Origin of the sequence: Kitasatospora sp. CB01950, assembly GCF_001905465.1 — a bacterium.
Lineage (GTDB): Bacteria > Actinomycetota > Actinomycetes > Streptomycetales > Streptomycetaceae > Kitasatospora.
On record NZ_LISX01000004.1, the window covers coordinates 159,829 to 174,314 of the forward strand.

The following is a 14,486-nucleotide window of genomic DNA, read 5'->3' on the forward strand; positions in this document are numbered from 1 at the left end:
CTCAGGCGTCCTTCCCGTGGCCTCGGCGGCCCTTCTTCGCCGGCTTCCCGTCCTCGTCGGCGCCCTTCCCGTCCTCGGTGGCGTGGCCGGTGAGGGAGAGGAAGACGTCGTCGAGGGTGGGGCGGCGCAGGCCGATGTCGTCGATCTCTATGGAGCGGGCGTCCAGTTCGCGGATGACGGCGGCGAGCACCTTGGCGCCGCCGCTGACCGGGACGGTGATCCGGCGGGTGTTCTTCTCGACCGCCGGGTCGCCCTTGGCGTAGGGGGCGAGCGCGGCGACCGCCTCGGGGACCAGGTCGGAGCGGTGCACGACGACCTCGATGCGTTCGCCGCCGATCTGCGCCTTCAGGTGGTCGGCGGTGCCGCGGGCGATCACCTTGCCGTGGTCGACCACCGCGATGTCGTGGGCGAGGCGGTCGGCCTCCTCCAGGTACTGGGTGGTGAGCAGCAGCGTGGTGCCCTGCTCGACCAGGGTCTCGATGACCTCCCACAGGGCGAGCCGGTTGCGCGGGTCGAGGCCGGTGGTGGGTTCGTCGAGGAACATCACCGGCGGGCGGACCACCAGCGCGGCGGCCAGGTCGAGGCGGCGGCGCATGCCGCCGGAGTAGGTCTTGGCGGTGCGGTCCATGGCATCGGACAGGCCGAACCATTCGAGCAGTTCCAGCGCCCGCTTCTTCGCGTCGCGGGCGCTCATCTGGTAGAGCTCGCCGACCATCTGGAGGTTCTCGCGGCCGGTGAGGTACTCGTCCACGGCGGCGTACTGGCCGGACAGGCCGATCAGGCTGCGTACCTGGTTGGGGTTCTTGAGCACGTCGACGCCGGCCACGGCGGCCCGACCGGAGTCGGGTTGGAGCAGGGTGGTCAGTACCCGGACGGCGGTGGTCTTGCCGGCGCCGTTGGGGCCGAGCAGTCCGAGCACGGTGGCTTCGGGGACGTCCAGGCTCACGCCGTCGAGGGCGCGGACGGGGCCGAAGGTCTTGACCAGGTTCTCGGCTTCGATGGCTGACGCCATGGTCCTGCCTCATCTCCCTGAGGTCGGATGTGCACACACGATGCGAGCCGGATTTGGGCGCAGATCACCCGAATTGATACCCGGATCCGCCGATGGCGAAGCTCGCGATATATCGCAAGATGCTGCCACTCGCGATATATCGCGTCAACCCGGAAGGTGACGCCGGTCTCGGCCGACGGGCGTCAGTGCGTGACCACGAAGCCGTCCTCGCGCAGCTCCCCGATCACCGCCGCGCAGTGCTCCGGCCCCTTGGTCTCCAGGTGCAGGTCCACCTCGACCTCGGTCAGGCCCAGCTGCGGGTCGATCCGCACGTGCGCCACGTCCAGCACGTTGGCGTCGACCCGGGTCAGCACGCCGAGCAGGTCGGCCAGCGCGCCCGGCTTGTCGGCCAGGCGCACCCGCAGCGACAGGTAGCGGCCGGCCGCGGCGAGGCCGTGCCGCAGCACCCGCTGCATCAGCTGCGGGTCGATGTTGCCGCCCGACAGCACCCCGACCACCGGGCCCTCGAACCGTCCCGGCTCGGCCAGCAGCGCGGCGATCGGCGCGGCCCCGGCGGGCTCGACCACCAGCTTGAGCCGCTCCAGGCCGACCAGCAGGGCCCGGGACAGCTCGTCCTCGGAGACCGTCCGCACGCCGTCGGCGAGGGAGTTGACCACCTCGAACGGGATGTCGCCGGGGCGGCCGACCATGATCCCGTCCGCCATGGTGGAGAACCGCTCCAGCGAGACCGGACGGCCCGCGGCCAGCGACAGCGGGTACGCGGCGGCGGCCGCCGCCTGCACGCCGATCACCCGGACGTCCGGGCGCAGCGCCTTGATCGCGATCGCCACGCCGGCCAGCAGTCCGCCGCCGCCGGTGCCGACCAGCACGGTGCGGACCTCGGGGCACTGTTCGAGGATCTCCAAGCCGACGGTGGCCTGGCCGGTGATCACGTCCCAGTGGTCGAAGGGGTGGATGAACACCGCGCCGGTGGCGTCGGCGTACTCGCGGGCCGCCTCCAGCGCCTGGTCGACGTTGGCGCCGTGCAGCCGCACCTCGGCGCCGTACTCGCGGGTGGCGGCGACCTTCGGCAGCGGCGCGGCGAGCGGCATGAAGACGGTGGAGCGCACCCCGAGCAGCGCGGCGGCCAGCGCCACGCCCTGCGCGTGGTTGCCCGCGCTGGCGGCGACCACGCCGGCGGCGCGCTCCACCGGCAGCAGGCCCGCGATCCGCAGGTACGCGCCGCGCAGCTTGAACGAGCCGGTGCGCTGGAGGTTCTCGCACTTCAGGTGCACGGGCGTGCCGGCCACCCCGGACAGGTGGCGGCTGCTCTGCATGGGGGTGACCCGGGCCACCCCGGCGAGCATCTTCTGTGCGCCGCGGACGTCGTCCAGCGTGATCGGCCAGTTCTGCATGAAGATCAGCCTAGAGCCGGGCAGTTCCGGTACCCACCCGGCGCGCGTACGCTGCTGGGCACGAGTCGCCCGCACCCCCGTGAGCCGCGATGAGCCTTTCCCCGCCCGATGCCCCCGATCCCGAGCCCGAGCCCGATTGCCGACTCCCCTACCAGGTCGCGGTGTTCGCCCGGCGGATCAGTGCCGCCGGGGAGTTCGACCGGGCCACGTTCCTGTTGCTGGATCAGCTCGCCGCCGGCGGGCCGGCCAATGTGAAGACGCTGGCGGCCGCGCTGGGCGTGGACTCCTCCACGGTGACCAGGCAGGCCGCGCCGCTGCTGCGCGAGCGGTTGCTGGCCCGGGTGCCGTACCCGGCGGACCGGCGGGCGGTGCGTCTGGCGCTGACCCCGCTCGGCGCGGGCCGGCTGGCGCAGGTGCGCGAGCAGCGGCTGCGGCTGGTCGCCGAGTTGACGGCGGCCTGGACGGCGGACGAGCGCGCGGTGTTCTGCGCGCTGTTGGAGCGGTTCAACGACGGTCTGCGCAAACGCCGTTGAACCCCGAGAGGCCCAACGGCAGTCTGCGCAGCCGCCTTTGAAGCGCCGACGGCTCAACGGCGGTCCGCACCGACGCCGTTGAGCCACGTCCGGTGAGGTCAGCCGAGCGCCTGCTCCAGGTCGGCGAGCAGGTCGGCGGCGGACTCGATGCCGACCGAGATGCGCACCAGGTCGGCGGGCACCTCCAGCGGGGAGCCGGCCGCGGAGGCGTGGGTCATCCGGCCGGGGTGCTCGATCAGCGACTCGACGCCGCCGAGCGACTCGCCGAGGGTGAACAGCTGGGCGCGGTTGCACACCTCGACGGCGGCCTGCTCGCCGCCGGCGACGCGGAACGACACCATGCCGCCGAACGCCTTCATCTGCTTGGCGGCGATGTCGTGCCCGGGGTGGGTGGGCAGGCCGGGGTACAGCACCTGCGTCACCTTCGGGTGGCCGGACAGCAGTTCGGCGATCCGGGCGGCGTTGTCGGAGTGCCGGTCCATCCGGACGCCGAGGGTCTTGATGCCGCGCATCACCAGCCAGGCGTCGAACGGCCCGGCGACGGCGCCCATCGCGTTCTGGTGGTAGGCGACCTCCTCGGCGAGGCCGGCGTCGGCGACCACCAGGGCGCCGCCGACCACGTCGGAGTGGCCGCCCATGTACTTGGTGGTGGAGTGCACGACGACGTCCGCGCCGAACGACAGCGGCTGCTGCAGGTAGGGGCTGGCGAAGGTGTTGTCGACGACCAGCAGCGCGCCGGCGGCGTGCGCGATCTCGGCGACCGCGGCCAGGTCGGTGATGCCGAGCAGCGGGTTGGACGGGGTCTCCACCCACACCGCGCGGGTGTTGGGGCGGATCGCCTCGCGCACCTTCTCGGGATGGTGGGTGTCGGCGACGGAGAAGTCGACGCCCCAGCGGGTCAGCACCTTGGCGAACAGCCGGAAGGTGCCGCCGTAGGCGTCGTTGGGGATGACGATGTGGTCGCCGGGCTTGAGGACGGTGCGCAGCAGGGTGTCCTCGGCGGCCAGGCCGGAGGCGAAGGCGAGGCCGCGGGAGCCGCCCTCGATCGCGGCGAGGCACTCCTCCAGGGCGGTGCGGGTGGGGTTCGCGGAGCGGCTGTACTCGTAGCCCTCGCGCAGTCCGCCGACGCCGTCCTGCTTGTAGGTGGACACCTGGTAGATCGGTGTGACGACTGCCCCGGTCCGGGGGTCCGCTTCCTGGCCCGCGTGGATGGCGAGGGTTTCGAAGCCGTGGGAAAGCTGGTGCTCGGTCATGTCGTCGAGCCTAGTGCGGCGGACGGATCACCGGCGGCGGTTGCGCGGGTGCGCCCGGTCGGCGCGTCAGGTTGCCGTTCCGACACCTTTTCTGCCTCGCGGGATGTCGGGTCGTACCGCTACGATCTGCCAGCCGCACACATGATCGACACACTTGGGGGCGCGGACATGTCCACCGAGCGCACCGGCATGCGCACATCCACCCGGGCCCTGCTGGCGGTCGCGCTGCTGGCCGGGTTCTACCTGCTCGCAGCGGCCGTCGTGGTCGGCCTGGTCTGGCTGAACGTCGAACTGGTCGTCAACTCCGACCACCTCCGTCCGGCCATGATCAAGATCTGGCTGCTCAGCGCCGCCATCGCCTACCCGGTGCTGCGGGTGGTGTTCCTGACCCGCCGTCGGCGCGACGACAGCGACGAGGGCCTGCCGCTGACCCGCGAGGAGCAGCCCGAACTGTGGGCCCGGGTCGACCGGATCGCCGAGGCCACCGGCGTCCGCGGCCCGGCCGAGATCCGCCTGGTGCCGCAGGTCAACGCCGGCGTGTACGAGGAGACCAGGCTGCTCGGCCTGATCCCCGGCCCCCGCCACCTGATCATCGGCGCGCCGCTGCTGATCGGCCTGACCGAGGCCGAGCTGGACTCGGTGCTCGCCCACGAGTTCGGCCACTACGCCAACAACGACGTCCGCCTGGCGGCCGTCACCGTGTCCGGCCGCACCGCGATCGGCCACACCATCGCCACCCTGCACGCCCGTGCCGACCAGAACGTGGCCGACAAGGCCCGCGAGATCGCCGAGGACAACGCCTACCGGTCGGCCCGCGGCCGCAAGACCCGCAACGACGAGGACACCGGGAACGGCGGCATCGAGCGCTTCCTCGCCAAGTTCTTCACCCTGTACGCCAAGCTGTACTTCCGGGTCTCCGAGTCGATCAGCCGCAGCCAGGAGTACGCCGCCGACCGGCACGCCGCCCGGATCGCCGGCCGCGACGCCACCGCCTCCGCGCTGCGCCGCATCCCCGTGCTGGACGCCGCGCAGAGCTTCTACCTGAACAGCTACGCCACCATGGGCGTCGACGCCGGACTGCTCCCGCTGCCCGGCCAGTTCTTCGGCGGCCTGGACCGCCTGCTGGCCGATCCGGAGCGCCGCGAGGAACTCGCCGAGCTGGGCCTGGAACTGCCCGACGAGCAGCCCGATCCGTACGACTCGCACCCGCCGATCAGCCAGCGGGTCGCCGTCGTCGAGGCGTTGGAGGATACCCCGGGCCTGCGCGGCCTCACCTCGGACCGGCCCGCGCTGGCGCTGCTGCGCGACCCGCAGCAGCGCCTCGCCGACCTGGAGACGCTGGCGCTGATCCCGGAGGCCCGGCAGATGCGCCGGCTGGACTGGCCGGACCTGGTCCACGAGGCGATGCTCGCGCACGCCCGCGAGAACGCCCAGCCGGTGCTGCGCGCCCTCACCGACAGCGGCCTGCACGGCACCGTCGAGGCGATGCTCGACGCGCTGGACGCCGGGCGCTCGGCGGAGCTCGCGCAGCGGCTGCCGCAGAGCGAGGAGGCCGCGCAGGCCACCGGCCGGGCCGCCCGCGAGTTCCACCGCCCGCTGCTGCGGGGCGCGCTGCGGTCGCTCACGGTGCTCGCGCTGGCCTCGAAGAACGCGGCCCGCTGGGAGCTCTCGTGGAGCCGCCCGGCCGCCCTGGTGCTGCCCGGCGACGCCGACCGGCGGCTGACCGAGGCGCTGGACGCCGCGGTCGCCGACGCCCCGGACACCGCCCCGCTGCGCACCCTGCTGGCCGAGCTGACCGCCGCCCGGTCCTGACCCCCTGGAGCTGATCCGTCCGATGGCCCGTCTGATCGTCATCATTCCGCTGCTCCTGATCGTCGGGATCAAGCTCGCCACCTGGCTGATGAAGCGCCGCGTCGCCTCCCTCAACACCCGCACCGAGGCCGCGCAGGCCACCATCGACCGGTACGAGAAGGCGAGCCTGCCGGTCATCCGCCCGACCCAGCACGGCATGCTCCACCGGGACGACCTGTTCGTCGACCCGGGCCTGAGCGGCCCGGACGTGGACGCCGCGCTGGCCGCGGTGAAGGGCGGCGACTGGCGCCCGGCCGCCGAACTCCTGGCCGCCGCCGCGGGCGACCACGACCGCCGCCGGGGCCTGCTGCGCCGGTTCGCGGACGTCGCAGCCGAGGACGACGCCTGGCTGCTGGCCTGGCGCGCCGAGCAGCCGGAGAGCGCGGACGCCGCGCTGCTCGCCCAGGACGGGCTGATCGTCCTGGCCTGGAACGTGCGCACCAGCAAGCGCGCCCACCAGGTCACGTCGGAGCGCTGGGCCGCCTTCGGCAAGGTGTTGACCGACGCCGAGGCGGCCGCCGCCGAGGCCGTCCGGCTCGCCGACCCGGCCGACCCGCTGCCGTTCGTCCTGCAGATCCCGCTGGCGATGGGTCAGAGCTGGGACAACGAGCGCTTCCGGGCGCTCTGGCAGGAGATCGTCTCCCGCGACCCGCACAACTTCTCGGCCCACACCGGCGCCCTGCAGTACTGGTGCGCCAAGTGGAAGGGCAGCCACGAGCAGATGCACGCCTTCGCGGACGCCGCGATCGCCGCCGCCCCGGCGGGCAGCCTGCTGACCGCGCTCAAACTGGACGCGTACTTCGAGCAGTTCACCGGGGAGAAGGAGCCGTACACCTCCCCCGAGGTGCGGGCCGCCGCCGACGCGGTGGTCGCCGACCTGGAGCTGGCCGACCCCGACGACCGCCACCGCGCCTACGCGCACGGCTGGCTGGTCTGGGTGCTGGCCCAGTCGGGCCGGGACGCCGACGCGATGCCGCACCTGCGCGCGCTCGGCCCGATCGTCCCCGAGCCGTGGACGTACTGGGAGAACCCGGTCGACCGGTTCGCCGACCGGCGGGTCTACATCGTCACGGCGGCCACCGCGCAGTGACCGCCGCGCCTGGCGCGGAACGCGCCGGGTCACCAGGATGGGAAGCGTCAGCCGCGCCCCCGTCGCCGAGCCCGGCGACGGGGGCGCGGGGCGTTGTCGGCCGGAGGTGAGCGGTGATGGCCGGGTTGGTGCGGATGAGTCTGGACTCCCCCGAGGAGGTCCGCCCGTTCGAGGGCGGCAAGGGGCAGGTGGCGCTGGTGAACCTGAAGGCCGGCGGCGTCGGCCGGGGCGTGTTCGAACCGGGCTGGCGCTGGTCGCAGCACGTGAAGCCGATCGCCGGCACGGACAGCTGCCAGGCCTCGCACGTCGGTTACGTGATCTCCGGCCGGATGCGGATCGAGATGGACGACGGCCAGGCCGAGGAGTTCGGGGCCGGCGACGTCATGATCTGCCCGCCCGGCCACGATGCCTGGGTGATCGGCGACGTGGCCTGCGTGGTCGTCGACTGGCAGGGCTTCACCGACTACGCGAAGCGGAGCTGAAGCCGGGGTCGAACCTCAGGCGGCCCGCCGCACCTCGTGCATGAAGCAGCCGTACTCAACGGCCCGCACGTGCACCACGGCGATCTCCGGGTCGGCCAGCAACTCGGCGGCCAGCTTCGGCAGTTCGTCCGGCTCGCCGACCCGGCCGCCGAGAATCCGGCCGTCCTTCGAGTAGGCCCGCACCACGCGCTGCCCGCCGTGGAAGCCGTCCGGCCAGCCGCCCTCGAAGCCCTCGCACGGGTCGGCGTGCACGAACACCGGCCCGGTCTCCAGGTACGCGCCCGGGTCGCAGCCCGCCGCCTCGGCCCAGCGCCGCAGCGGCGCGTACGACAACAGGACGACCCGCTCGCCGGCCCGGGCCCGGGTGAGGCAGCAGCGCAGCGGCGCGCCGGCGCCCTCGGTGACGGTGACGGGGTGGCAGCGTCCGCTGTCGTCGAGTCGGCGCAGTTCGGCGAGCGTCTCCGCGGGGACGGCCCGCACGTCGAGGGTGGTGTCGGTGGTGTTCATGCACCTCAGCCTGCGCCCGCCGCCCTCCGCGTTCCGGCGGGTTCCGGACATCGCGTCTGCCGGGTCGGGGACGTGCGACGGCCCGCCGCAGCCGGAGCTGCGACGGGCCGTGGTGCGGACGCCCGCCGTCGGGCGGTCAGCCCTTGATGATGTCCTTGAGCTCGATGATCTCGTCGAAGGAGAGACCGGCCTCGTTCATGCTCTTGGCCTGCGCCCGGTCGATGCCCGCGGCGGCCAGCTTGGTGTACTGCTCCTCGGTCAGCGGGGTGGCCGGGGTGCCCGGGCCGTCCGAGCTGTCCGAGCCGCCCATGCCGTCGGCGGAGGCCAGCTCGGAGAAGGTCTTCTCCAGCTGGGCCAGGTCGATTTCGGTGGCGCCGGTGGGCGCGGCGACCGCCGGGGCGTCGGCGGCGAAGCCGAGCCGCAGCGGGAAGTGCGCCGACGCGTCGGGCTTGTCGGCGAACTGCATCAGGTCGAAGGTGACGGCCTGCGCCTTGCCGTTCTTGATCAGCACGTCGGCGGAGAACTTGCGGTCCGGCACCTTGGGCATGTCCTCGGACGGGACCGGCGGGAAGCCGGTGGTGCCGGCGGCCAGCTTCTCGACGGCCTTCAGCAGGCCCTCGACCAGCGGGCGGGCGGGCGCGGAGACCTGGATGACGTCGGCGTCACCGGACTTGCCCTTCTCCTCCACGGTGACGTTCTTCGACAGCACGGACTTGACCGTCTTGCCGAAGCGCTGCAGCTCGGCCGGGTCGAGGTCCGGCACGCCGCCGCCGAACATCGGGTTCAGCGGGTTGGCGCCGGCCTGGCCGGAGCCCTGCTGCTTCTTTCCGAGCTCGTTGAGCTTCTTCAGGTCCAGCGAGATCCACTTGCCGGCGAAGACGTCCTTGATCGGGCCGGCCTCGGCGGGCAGCGCGGAGACGAACTGGTCCATCTCCTTGGTGTCCTCGCCGCTCAGCGCGGCGATGCCCTTGACGTCCGCCTGGACGTACATCTTGTCGCCGACCAGCCGGATGTCCGCGAGGGTCTTGCCGGACTTCTTGCCGCTCAGCGAGTAGCCGATCGCCACGCCCTTGAGGTCGTACGTGTCGTTCAACTGGTCGGCGCGGTACGCCTTGAACGCCTCGGTGTCCTTGAGCGGCTTGTCGGCGCTCATCGACACGGACAGCGTCAGGTCCGAGAGCAGCTCGGCGTCCTTCTGCTCGATCGGGTCGCCGACGGCCTTGCCGAAGGCGACGATCTGCTCCGCCGTGGCGTCGGCGGACAGCTGGAAGCTCAGCGACTTGGCGTCGCCGAGCTTCTCGAATGCGCCGGAGAGCTTCTCGCCGGCGCTCAGCTGCTTGGCGGTACCACAGGCGGTGAGGCCGGCGGCGAGCACAACGGCTCCGGTGGTGACGGCTATGCCGGCGCGGACGGACCGGCGAAGGGCGATGTTGATGGCTGAACTCCTGTGCCTGAACGCGGAACTCGGGCCCGATCGGCCCTGCCGCGGAGGCCACCTCAGCACATCGACGCATCCCCCCGCACGCGAGTATTTTTTACCATTCGTTTAGGACACTCTCACAAACGCCCCCACCCCTGACGCCCGTCCGCACGGTGCGTCAGAGTGCGCTGCCGGCCTTCCAGTCCGCCCAGGACATGTTCCAGCCGTTCAGGCCGTTCGACGGATTCACTGTCCTGTCACCGGAGTTGACCACCTCGACGACGTCGCCGACCATCGAGCTCGCGAAGAACCGGGCGCCGTTGGTGTTCGGGTTGTTGCCGCCCTGCACGTCCTGCAGCGCGATGCAGCCGTGGCTGGTGTTGGAGTTGCCGAACTGTGATGCCGCCGACCAGTAGTTGCCGTGGATGAAGGTGCCGGAGGTGGTGAGCCGCTGGGCGTGCGGCACGTCCGGGATGTCGTACTCGCTGCCGAGACCGACGGTGTTGGAGTTCATCCGGGTCTCCTTGTACCGCTCGGAGATCACCATCTTGCCGGCCCAGGTGCGGTGCTCGGGCGACCCGCCGATCACCGGGTAGGTGGCGGTGACCCTGCCGTCGGTGGTGACGGTGAGCGTGTCGGCCTTCAGGTCGGCGACCGAGACCTGGCTGCGGCCGACGGTGAAGGTGACGTTCTTCGACTGCGTGCCGTAGACGCCCTTGGCGCCGGCCACGTCCTTCAGCCGCAGCTTCAGCGTGACGGTGGTGCCCTTCGCCCAGTACTGCTGCGGGCGGAACTCCAGCCGGGTCGAGTCGTACCAGTGGCCGACGATCTCCACCGGCGGGTCCGCGACCACGGTGATCGCCTGCTGCACGGCCCTGCGGTCGGTGATCGCCTTGTTGAAGTTGATCGACACCGGCATGCCGACGCCGACCGTGGAGCCGTCCTCGGGGGTGAAGTAGCCGACGAAGGTGTTGGCCGGGGAGGCGGTGGAGAAGCTCGCGTTGGCGTCCGCCGGGCGCTTGTCCTTGTCCTGGGCGGCCGCGGCGACGCTGTACGTGCTGCCGCTGGCGAGCGGGTCGCTGGAAGTCCAGCTCGCACCGTCGGCGGCGAGCTGCCCCGCTATCTGCTTGCCCGCGCCGTCGGTGACGGTGACGGAGGTCAGCGTGCCGTCCTGCACGGTGACGGTGACCGGCGCGGTGAACGGCGCGGCGGTCGCGCCGTCGGCCGGGGTGATGGCGATCTTCGCGACGGACGCCTTCGGGCTGACCGACGGGCTCTCCCCGCCCGCACCGCCCGCACCGCCCCCGGCGGGCTTGGAGCCGCCGCCGCTCTGGCAGGCGGCGAGCAGCAGCACGGGGGCGCCGAGCAGCCCGCCGAGCACGCCGCGGCGGCTCCAAGTGCCGCCGAGCGGCCGGTCCTGCTTCTCCCCTGCGCCCACGTCCATGCTCCTCGGTACCCGGATCACTCAAGATCGCTCAAAAATGTGCAGATCATACGAGAGTACTCAAGGAGTCCAAAGAACGGACAAAAGGCCCGGTCCGGGAACCCCGGACCGGGCCTTTCGCGCGTGGGCGCCTACTGCACCTCGTACTCGTCCCAGCCCTCGTCGTCCGGGTCGTAGTCGGTGGTGGCGGACTCCCAGGTCGCGGAGGCGAGCTCCACGCCGGGAACCTCGCCGAGCAGCGCCACCGGGTCGACGAAGTGGGCGAGCGAACCGGTCGGGTCCACCTCGATGGCCTCGACGGCCTGGGCGCGCTCCTCGTCGTCCAGGTACTCGTCGTCGGCGACCTGGGTCAGGGCAGCGGCCTTCAGGGCCCGCTCGTCGGTGATTTCGGCGATCAGCTCGATGGTGAGGCGAACGTAGCGCGGGGCGTCCTGCTCGGGCAGGTCAGTGCTGGTCATGACAGCGAGCGTAGGGGGTCGCCCGGTCCATCGGAAACGGCGGCCCTGCTCCGGCAAGCGGCGAGGGCCGGCCCGGAGCAACCGGACCGGCCCTGCCGCCTCGCGCGCACTCCCCCACCCGGGACTGCGCGGAAGCCGCGCCTCACGGCGCGTGGTGTGACCGCGGGGGTCGGAGAGCCGCTCCCGACCCCGCCGTCACCGTGCTCGGCTTCTCTTGCCGTGACCACCACAATGCCCGAGCCGTGTTAACCCGATGCTGCGCGCTTGTGACGTCCACGTTCCGTCGACCGAGGGGCGATGACGGTGCGTCAGTGGCCGGCCCGGGCGGTCAGGAAGGCCAGCAGGTCCTGGCGGGTGACGATGCCCTGCGGCTTGCCCTCCACCAGCACCACCACCGCGTCCGCCTTCTCCAGCACGGACATCAGGTTGGTCACCGACTCACCGGAGCCGACCACCGGCAGCGGCTTGGACATCGCCCTGTCCAGCGTGTCGGTGAGCTCGATCCGCTTGCTGAACAGGCCCTCCAGCAGCTCCCGCTCGACGATCGAGCCGATCACCTCGCCGGCCATGATGTCCGGGTGGCCGGCGCCCGGCGACACCACGGGCATCTGCGAGACGCCGAAGTCGCGCAGCACCCGCACCGCCTCGGCGACCGTCTCGCCCGGGTGCATGTGCACGAACTGCGGGATGCCCTCGTGCTCCAGCGCGTCCTTGCGGGCCAGCACCTCGCCGATGTGCGCCTCGTCGGTGGCGGTCGGCAGGAAGCCGTAGTCGGCCATCCAGTCGTCGTTGAAGATCTTCGACAGGTAGCCGCGGCCGCCGTCCGGCAGCAGCACGACCACGACGTCGTCCGGACCCAGCTCGCGGGCCACCTCCAGCGCGGCCACCACGGCCATGCCGCAGGAACCGCCGACCAGCAGGCCCTCCTCCTTCGCCAGGCGGCGGGTCATCCGGAACGAGTCCTTGTCGGAGACCGCGACGATCCGGTCCGCGACCTCGCGGTCGTAGGCGGTCGGCCAGAAGTCCTCGCCGACGCCCTCCACCAGGTACGGACGGCCGGTGCCGCCCGAGTACACCGAGCCCTCCGGGTCCGCGCCGACGACCTGCACCGTGCCGCCGGACGCCTCCTTCAGGTACCGGCCGGTGCCCGAGATGGTGCCGCCGGTGCCCACGCCCGCCACGAAGTGGGTGATCCGGCCCTCGGTCTGCTTCCACAGCTCCGGACCGGTGGAGTGGTAGTGCGACGCCGGGTTCTCCGGGTTCGAGTACTGGTCCGGCTTCCAGGCGTTCGGGGTCTCACGGACCAGCCGGTCGGAGACGTTGTAGTACGAGTCCGGGTGCTCCGGAGCGACCGCGGTCGGGCAGACCACGACCTCCGCGCCGTACGCCCGCAGCGTGTTGATCTTGTCCGTGGACACCTTGTCCGGGCAGACGAAGATGCACTTGTAGCCCTTCTGCTGAGCCACGATCGCCAGGCCCACACCGGTGTTGCCGCTGGTGGGCTCGACGATGGTGCCGCCCGGCTTGAGCGCACCCGAGGCCTCCGCCGCCTCGATCATCCGCATAGCGATCCGGTCCTTCACCGAACCGCCCGGATTGAAGTACTCGACCTTCGCCAGCACGGTGGCGCTGATGCCTTCGGTGACCTTGTTGAGCTTCACCAACGGGGTGTCGCCGACCAGCTCGATGATCGAATTGTGGTACCGCACGGGGGTCCTCCCGGTAAATGGCAGCCCTGATTGCCGAAACCCCCAGCCTAGGGCCTGCCCGGCTTCCCCCACCGCGTCCGACCGCCCCACCCGGCAGGCCCGAAGCACCCGGCCGTGCGGGGCTCCGGCCGGGTGGTTGGCAGGGGCGGACGGTAGGGGATCGGGGGGAGCGGGTACGAGCAGGGGGAAAGGGAGAGGGGGTGGCCGGATGGCCGGCTCGCAGGCGTCGAGGGCGCGGGTGGCGCGACGGATCGCCACCGCCGCAGCGTACGGCGGTGGCGGCTTGGGGCTGCTCGGGGTCGGGCTGGCCGGGGTGCTGCTGACCGAGAGCCGGATGGCGATCCGGGCGATCGGCAATCTGGACGGCGATCCGCCGCGCGCCGACGGCCTGCACGGCGAGGCGTTCGCCGATCCCGCGGACGCCCGCCCCCCGTTGGTGATGGCGTTCCTGGGCGACTCGACGGCCGCGGGCCTGGGCGTGCAGCGGGCGCAGGAGACGCCGGGCGCGCTGCTCGCGTCGGGCCTGGCGTCGGTCGCCGAGCGCCGGGTGCGGCTGCTGAACGTGGCGAAGTCGGGCGCCCGCTCGGGCGATCTCACCGGCCAGGTGGAGCGGGCGCTGCCGCACCTCCCGGACATCGCGGTGCTGATGATCGGCGCCAACGACGTGACGCGGCACGCCCCGGCCGCCCGCAGTGTGCGGGAGCTGGGCGAGGCGGTGGGCCGGCTGGTCGCGGCGGGCTGCGAGGTGGTGGTCGGCACCTGCCCGGACCTGGGCACGATCAAGCCGGTGCACCCGCCGCTGCGCTGGGTGGCGCGCCGGCTGAGCCGGCAGCTCGCGGCGGCGCAGACCATCGCCGTGGTGGAGGCGGGCGGCCGGACGGTCTCGGTGGGGTCGCTGCTGGGCCCGGAGTTCGCGACCCGGCCGGAGCTGTTCTCGGCGGACCGCTACCACCCGTCCGCGCAGGGCTACGCGACGGCGTCGATGGCGATGCTGCCGTCGGTGTGCGCGGCGCTGGAGCTGTGGCCGCAGGACACCCCGGCGGCGGCGGGCGGCCCGGTGGAGCCGCAGGCGGTGCTGCCGGTGGCGGTGGCGGCCGCGGCAGCGGCGGGGCGCTCGGGCACCGAGGTGACGGCGGCGGGCCCGTCGAACGGCACCTGGCGGTGGGCGACGCTCAAGCAGCGGTTCCGGCTGGCGCTGCCCGGCGGCGAGGACCCGGAGCCGGACGCCCTCGCGGACGGTGCGCGGCCGCGGGAGATCGCGTCGGCCAACTCACAGCCGGAGGCGGATGACGCCGGAGCTACCAAGCGGTAACTTTCCCGGGAGATCCACCGG

Annotated in this window: 13 protein-coding genes; 5 read left to right on the forward strand and 8 right to left on the reverse strand. The window is 72.4% G+C overall.

What is annotated here, in order from left to right; all coding sequences use genetic code 11:
- Window position 1: 1 nt before the first annotated feature.
- Window positions 2-1,012, reverse strand: a complete 1,011-nt coding sequence (locus AMK19_RS12710) for an ATP-binding cassette domain-containing protein (protein ID WP_073811141.1) — start codon at window positions 1,010-1,012, stop codon at window positions 2-4.
- Between the two features lie 182 nt (window positions 1,013-1,194).
- The gene (gene ilvA / locus AMK19_RS12715; RefSeq protein WP_073811143.1) at window positions 1,195-2,406 is read right to left on the reverse strand and encodes a threonine ammonia-lyase; all 1,212 of its coding nucleotides are present in this window, start codon (window positions 2,404-2,406) and stop codon (window positions 1,195-1,197) included.
- Between the two features lie 89 nt (window positions 2,407-2,495).
- Between ilvA and AMK19_RS12720 the strand changes: the two genes are divergently transcribed.
- Window positions 2,496-2,939, forward strand: a complete 444-nt coding sequence (locus tag AMK19_RS12720; RefSeq protein WP_073811144.1) for a MarR family winged helix-turn-helix transcriptional regulator — start codon at window positions 2,496-2,498, stop codon at window positions 2,937-2,939.
- Between the two features lie 98 nt (window positions 2,940-3,037).
- Here AMK19_RS12720 and AMK19_RS12725 read toward each other — a convergent pair whose 3' ends face one another.
- A complete protein-coding gene (locus AMK19_RS12725) occupies window positions 3,038-4,192 on the reverse strand; it encodes a cystathionine gamma-synthase (protein WP_073811146.1) in 1,155 nt (384 codons plus the stop codon).
- A gap of 168 nt (window positions 4,193-4,360) precedes the next feature.
- Between AMK19_RS12725 and AMK19_RS12730 the strand changes: the two genes are divergently transcribed.
- From AMK19_RS12730 to AMK19_RS12740, 3 genes are all read left to right on the forward strand, one after another.
- Complete coding sequence (locus tag AMK19_RS12730) at window positions 4,361-6,004, forward strand: M48 family metalloprotease (RefSeq protein WP_241844385.1); 1,644 nt, start codon at window positions 4,361-4,363, stop codon at window positions 6,002-6,004.
- Window positions 6,005-6,026: 22 nt separating this feature from the next.
- Window positions 6,027-7,133 (forward strand): hypothetical protein, encoded by a 1,107-nt coding sequence (locus AMK19_RS12735; RefSeq protein ID WP_073811148.1) that lies wholly within the window; start codon window positions 6,027-6,029, stop codon window positions 7,131-7,133.
- 116 nt (window positions 7,134-7,249) lie between these two features.
- Window positions 7,250-7,615, forward strand: coding sequence for a cupin domain-containing protein (locus tag AMK19_RS12740; protein WP_073811150.1), 366 nt, complete (start codon window positions 7,250-7,252; stop codon window positions 7,613-7,615).
- Window positions 7,616-7,630: 15 nt separating this feature from the next.
- Here AMK19_RS12740 and AMK19_RS12745 read toward each other — a convergent pair whose 3' ends face one another.
- The 5 genes from AMK19_RS12745 to AMK19_RS12765 form a co-directional block, all read right to left on the reverse strand.
- The gene (locus AMK19_RS12745; protein WP_073811151.1) at window positions 7,631-8,122 is read right to left on the reverse strand and encodes a DUF1203 domain-containing protein; all 492 of its coding nucleotides are present in this window, start codon (window positions 8,120-8,122) and stop codon (window positions 7,631-7,633) included.
- A gap of 136 nt (window positions 8,123-8,258) precedes the next feature.
- Window positions 8,259-9,497, reverse strand: a complete 1,239-nt coding sequence (locus AMK19_RS12750) for a hypothetical protein (RefSeq protein ID WP_073811153.1) — start codon at window positions 9,495-9,497, stop codon at window positions 8,259-8,261.
- A gap of 223 nt (window positions 9,498-9,720) precedes the next feature.
- Window positions 9,721-10,986, reverse strand: coding sequence for a L,D-transpeptidase (locus AMK19_RS12755; protein ID WP_073811154.1), 1,266 nt, complete (start codon window positions 10,984-10,986; stop codon window positions 9,721-9,723).
- A 131-nt stretch (window positions 10,987-11,117) separates the two neighbouring features.
- Window positions 11,118-11,444, reverse strand: coding sequence for a hypothetical protein (locus AMK19_RS12760; protein WP_073811156.1), 327 nt, complete (start codon window positions 11,442-11,444; stop codon window positions 11,118-11,120).
- Between the two features lie 308 nt (window positions 11,445-11,752).
- Window positions 11,753-13,153 carry a cystathionine beta-synthase gene (locus AMK19_RS12765; protein WP_073811157.1) on the reverse strand — a complete coding sequence of 467 codons (1,401 nt, stop codon included), beginning with the start codon at window positions 13,151-13,153 and terminating at the stop codon, window positions 11,753-11,755.
- Window positions 13,154-13,361: 208 nt separating this feature from the next.
- Here AMK19_RS12765 and AMK19_RS12770 point away from each other — a divergent pair, with 208 nt between their 5' ends.
- Window positions 13,362-14,465, forward strand: coding sequence for an SGNH/GDSL hydrolase family protein (locus tag AMK19_RS12770; RefSeq protein WP_073811159.1), 1,104 nt, complete (start codon window positions 13,362-13,364; stop codon window positions 14,463-14,465).
- Window positions 14,466-14,486: the final 21 nt, after the last annotated feature.

Excerpts from the sequence above, each read along its gene's own strand:
- AMK19_RS12760 (WP_073811156.1), bottom strand. The coding sequence starts at position 11,444 with ATGACCAGCACTGACCTGCCCGAGCAGGACGCCCCGCGCTACGTTCGC.
- AMK19_RS12720 (WP_073811144.1), top strand. The coding sequence starts at position 2,496 with ATGAGCCTTTCCCCGCCCGATGCCCCCGATCCCGAGCCCGAGCCCGAT.
- AMK19_RS12755 (WP_073811154.1), bottom strand. The coding sequence starts at position 10,986 with ATGGACGTGGGCGCAGGGGAGAAGCAGGACCGGCCGCTCGGCGGCACT.
- AMK19_RS12745 (WP_073811151.1), bottom strand. The coding sequence starts at position 8,122 with ATGAACACCACCGACACCACCCTCGACGTGCGGGCCGTCCCCGCGGAG.
- AMK19_RS12735 (WP_073811148.1), top strand. The coding sequence starts at position 6,027 with ATGGCCCGTCTGATCGTCATCATTCCGCTGCTCCTGATCGTCGGGATC.
- AMK19_RS12770 (WP_073811159.1), top strand. The coding sequence starts at position 13,362 with ATGGCCGGCTCGCAGGCGTCGAGGGCGCGGGTGGCGCGACGGATCGCC.
- AMK19_RS12710 (WP_073811141.1), bottom strand. The coding sequence starts at position 1,012 with ATGGCGTCAGCCATCGAAGCCGAGAACCTGGTCAAGACCTTCGGCCCC.
- AMK19_RS12730 (WP_241844385.1), top strand. The coding sequence starts at position 4,361 with ATGTCCACCGAGCGCACCGGCATGCGCACATCCACCCGGGCCCTGCTG.
- AMK19_RS12740 (WP_073811150.1), top strand. The coding sequence starts at position 7,250 with ATGGCCGGGTTGGTGCGGATGAGTCTGGACTCCCCCGAGGAGGTCCGC.
- ilvA (WP_073811143.1), bottom strand. The coding sequence starts at position 2,406 with ATGCAGAACTGGCCGATCACGCTGGACGACGTCCGCGGCGCACAGAAG.
- AMK19_RS12725 (WP_073811146.1), bottom strand. The coding sequence starts at position 4,192 with ATGACCGAGCACCAGCTTTCCCACGGCTTCGAAACCCTCGCCATCCAC.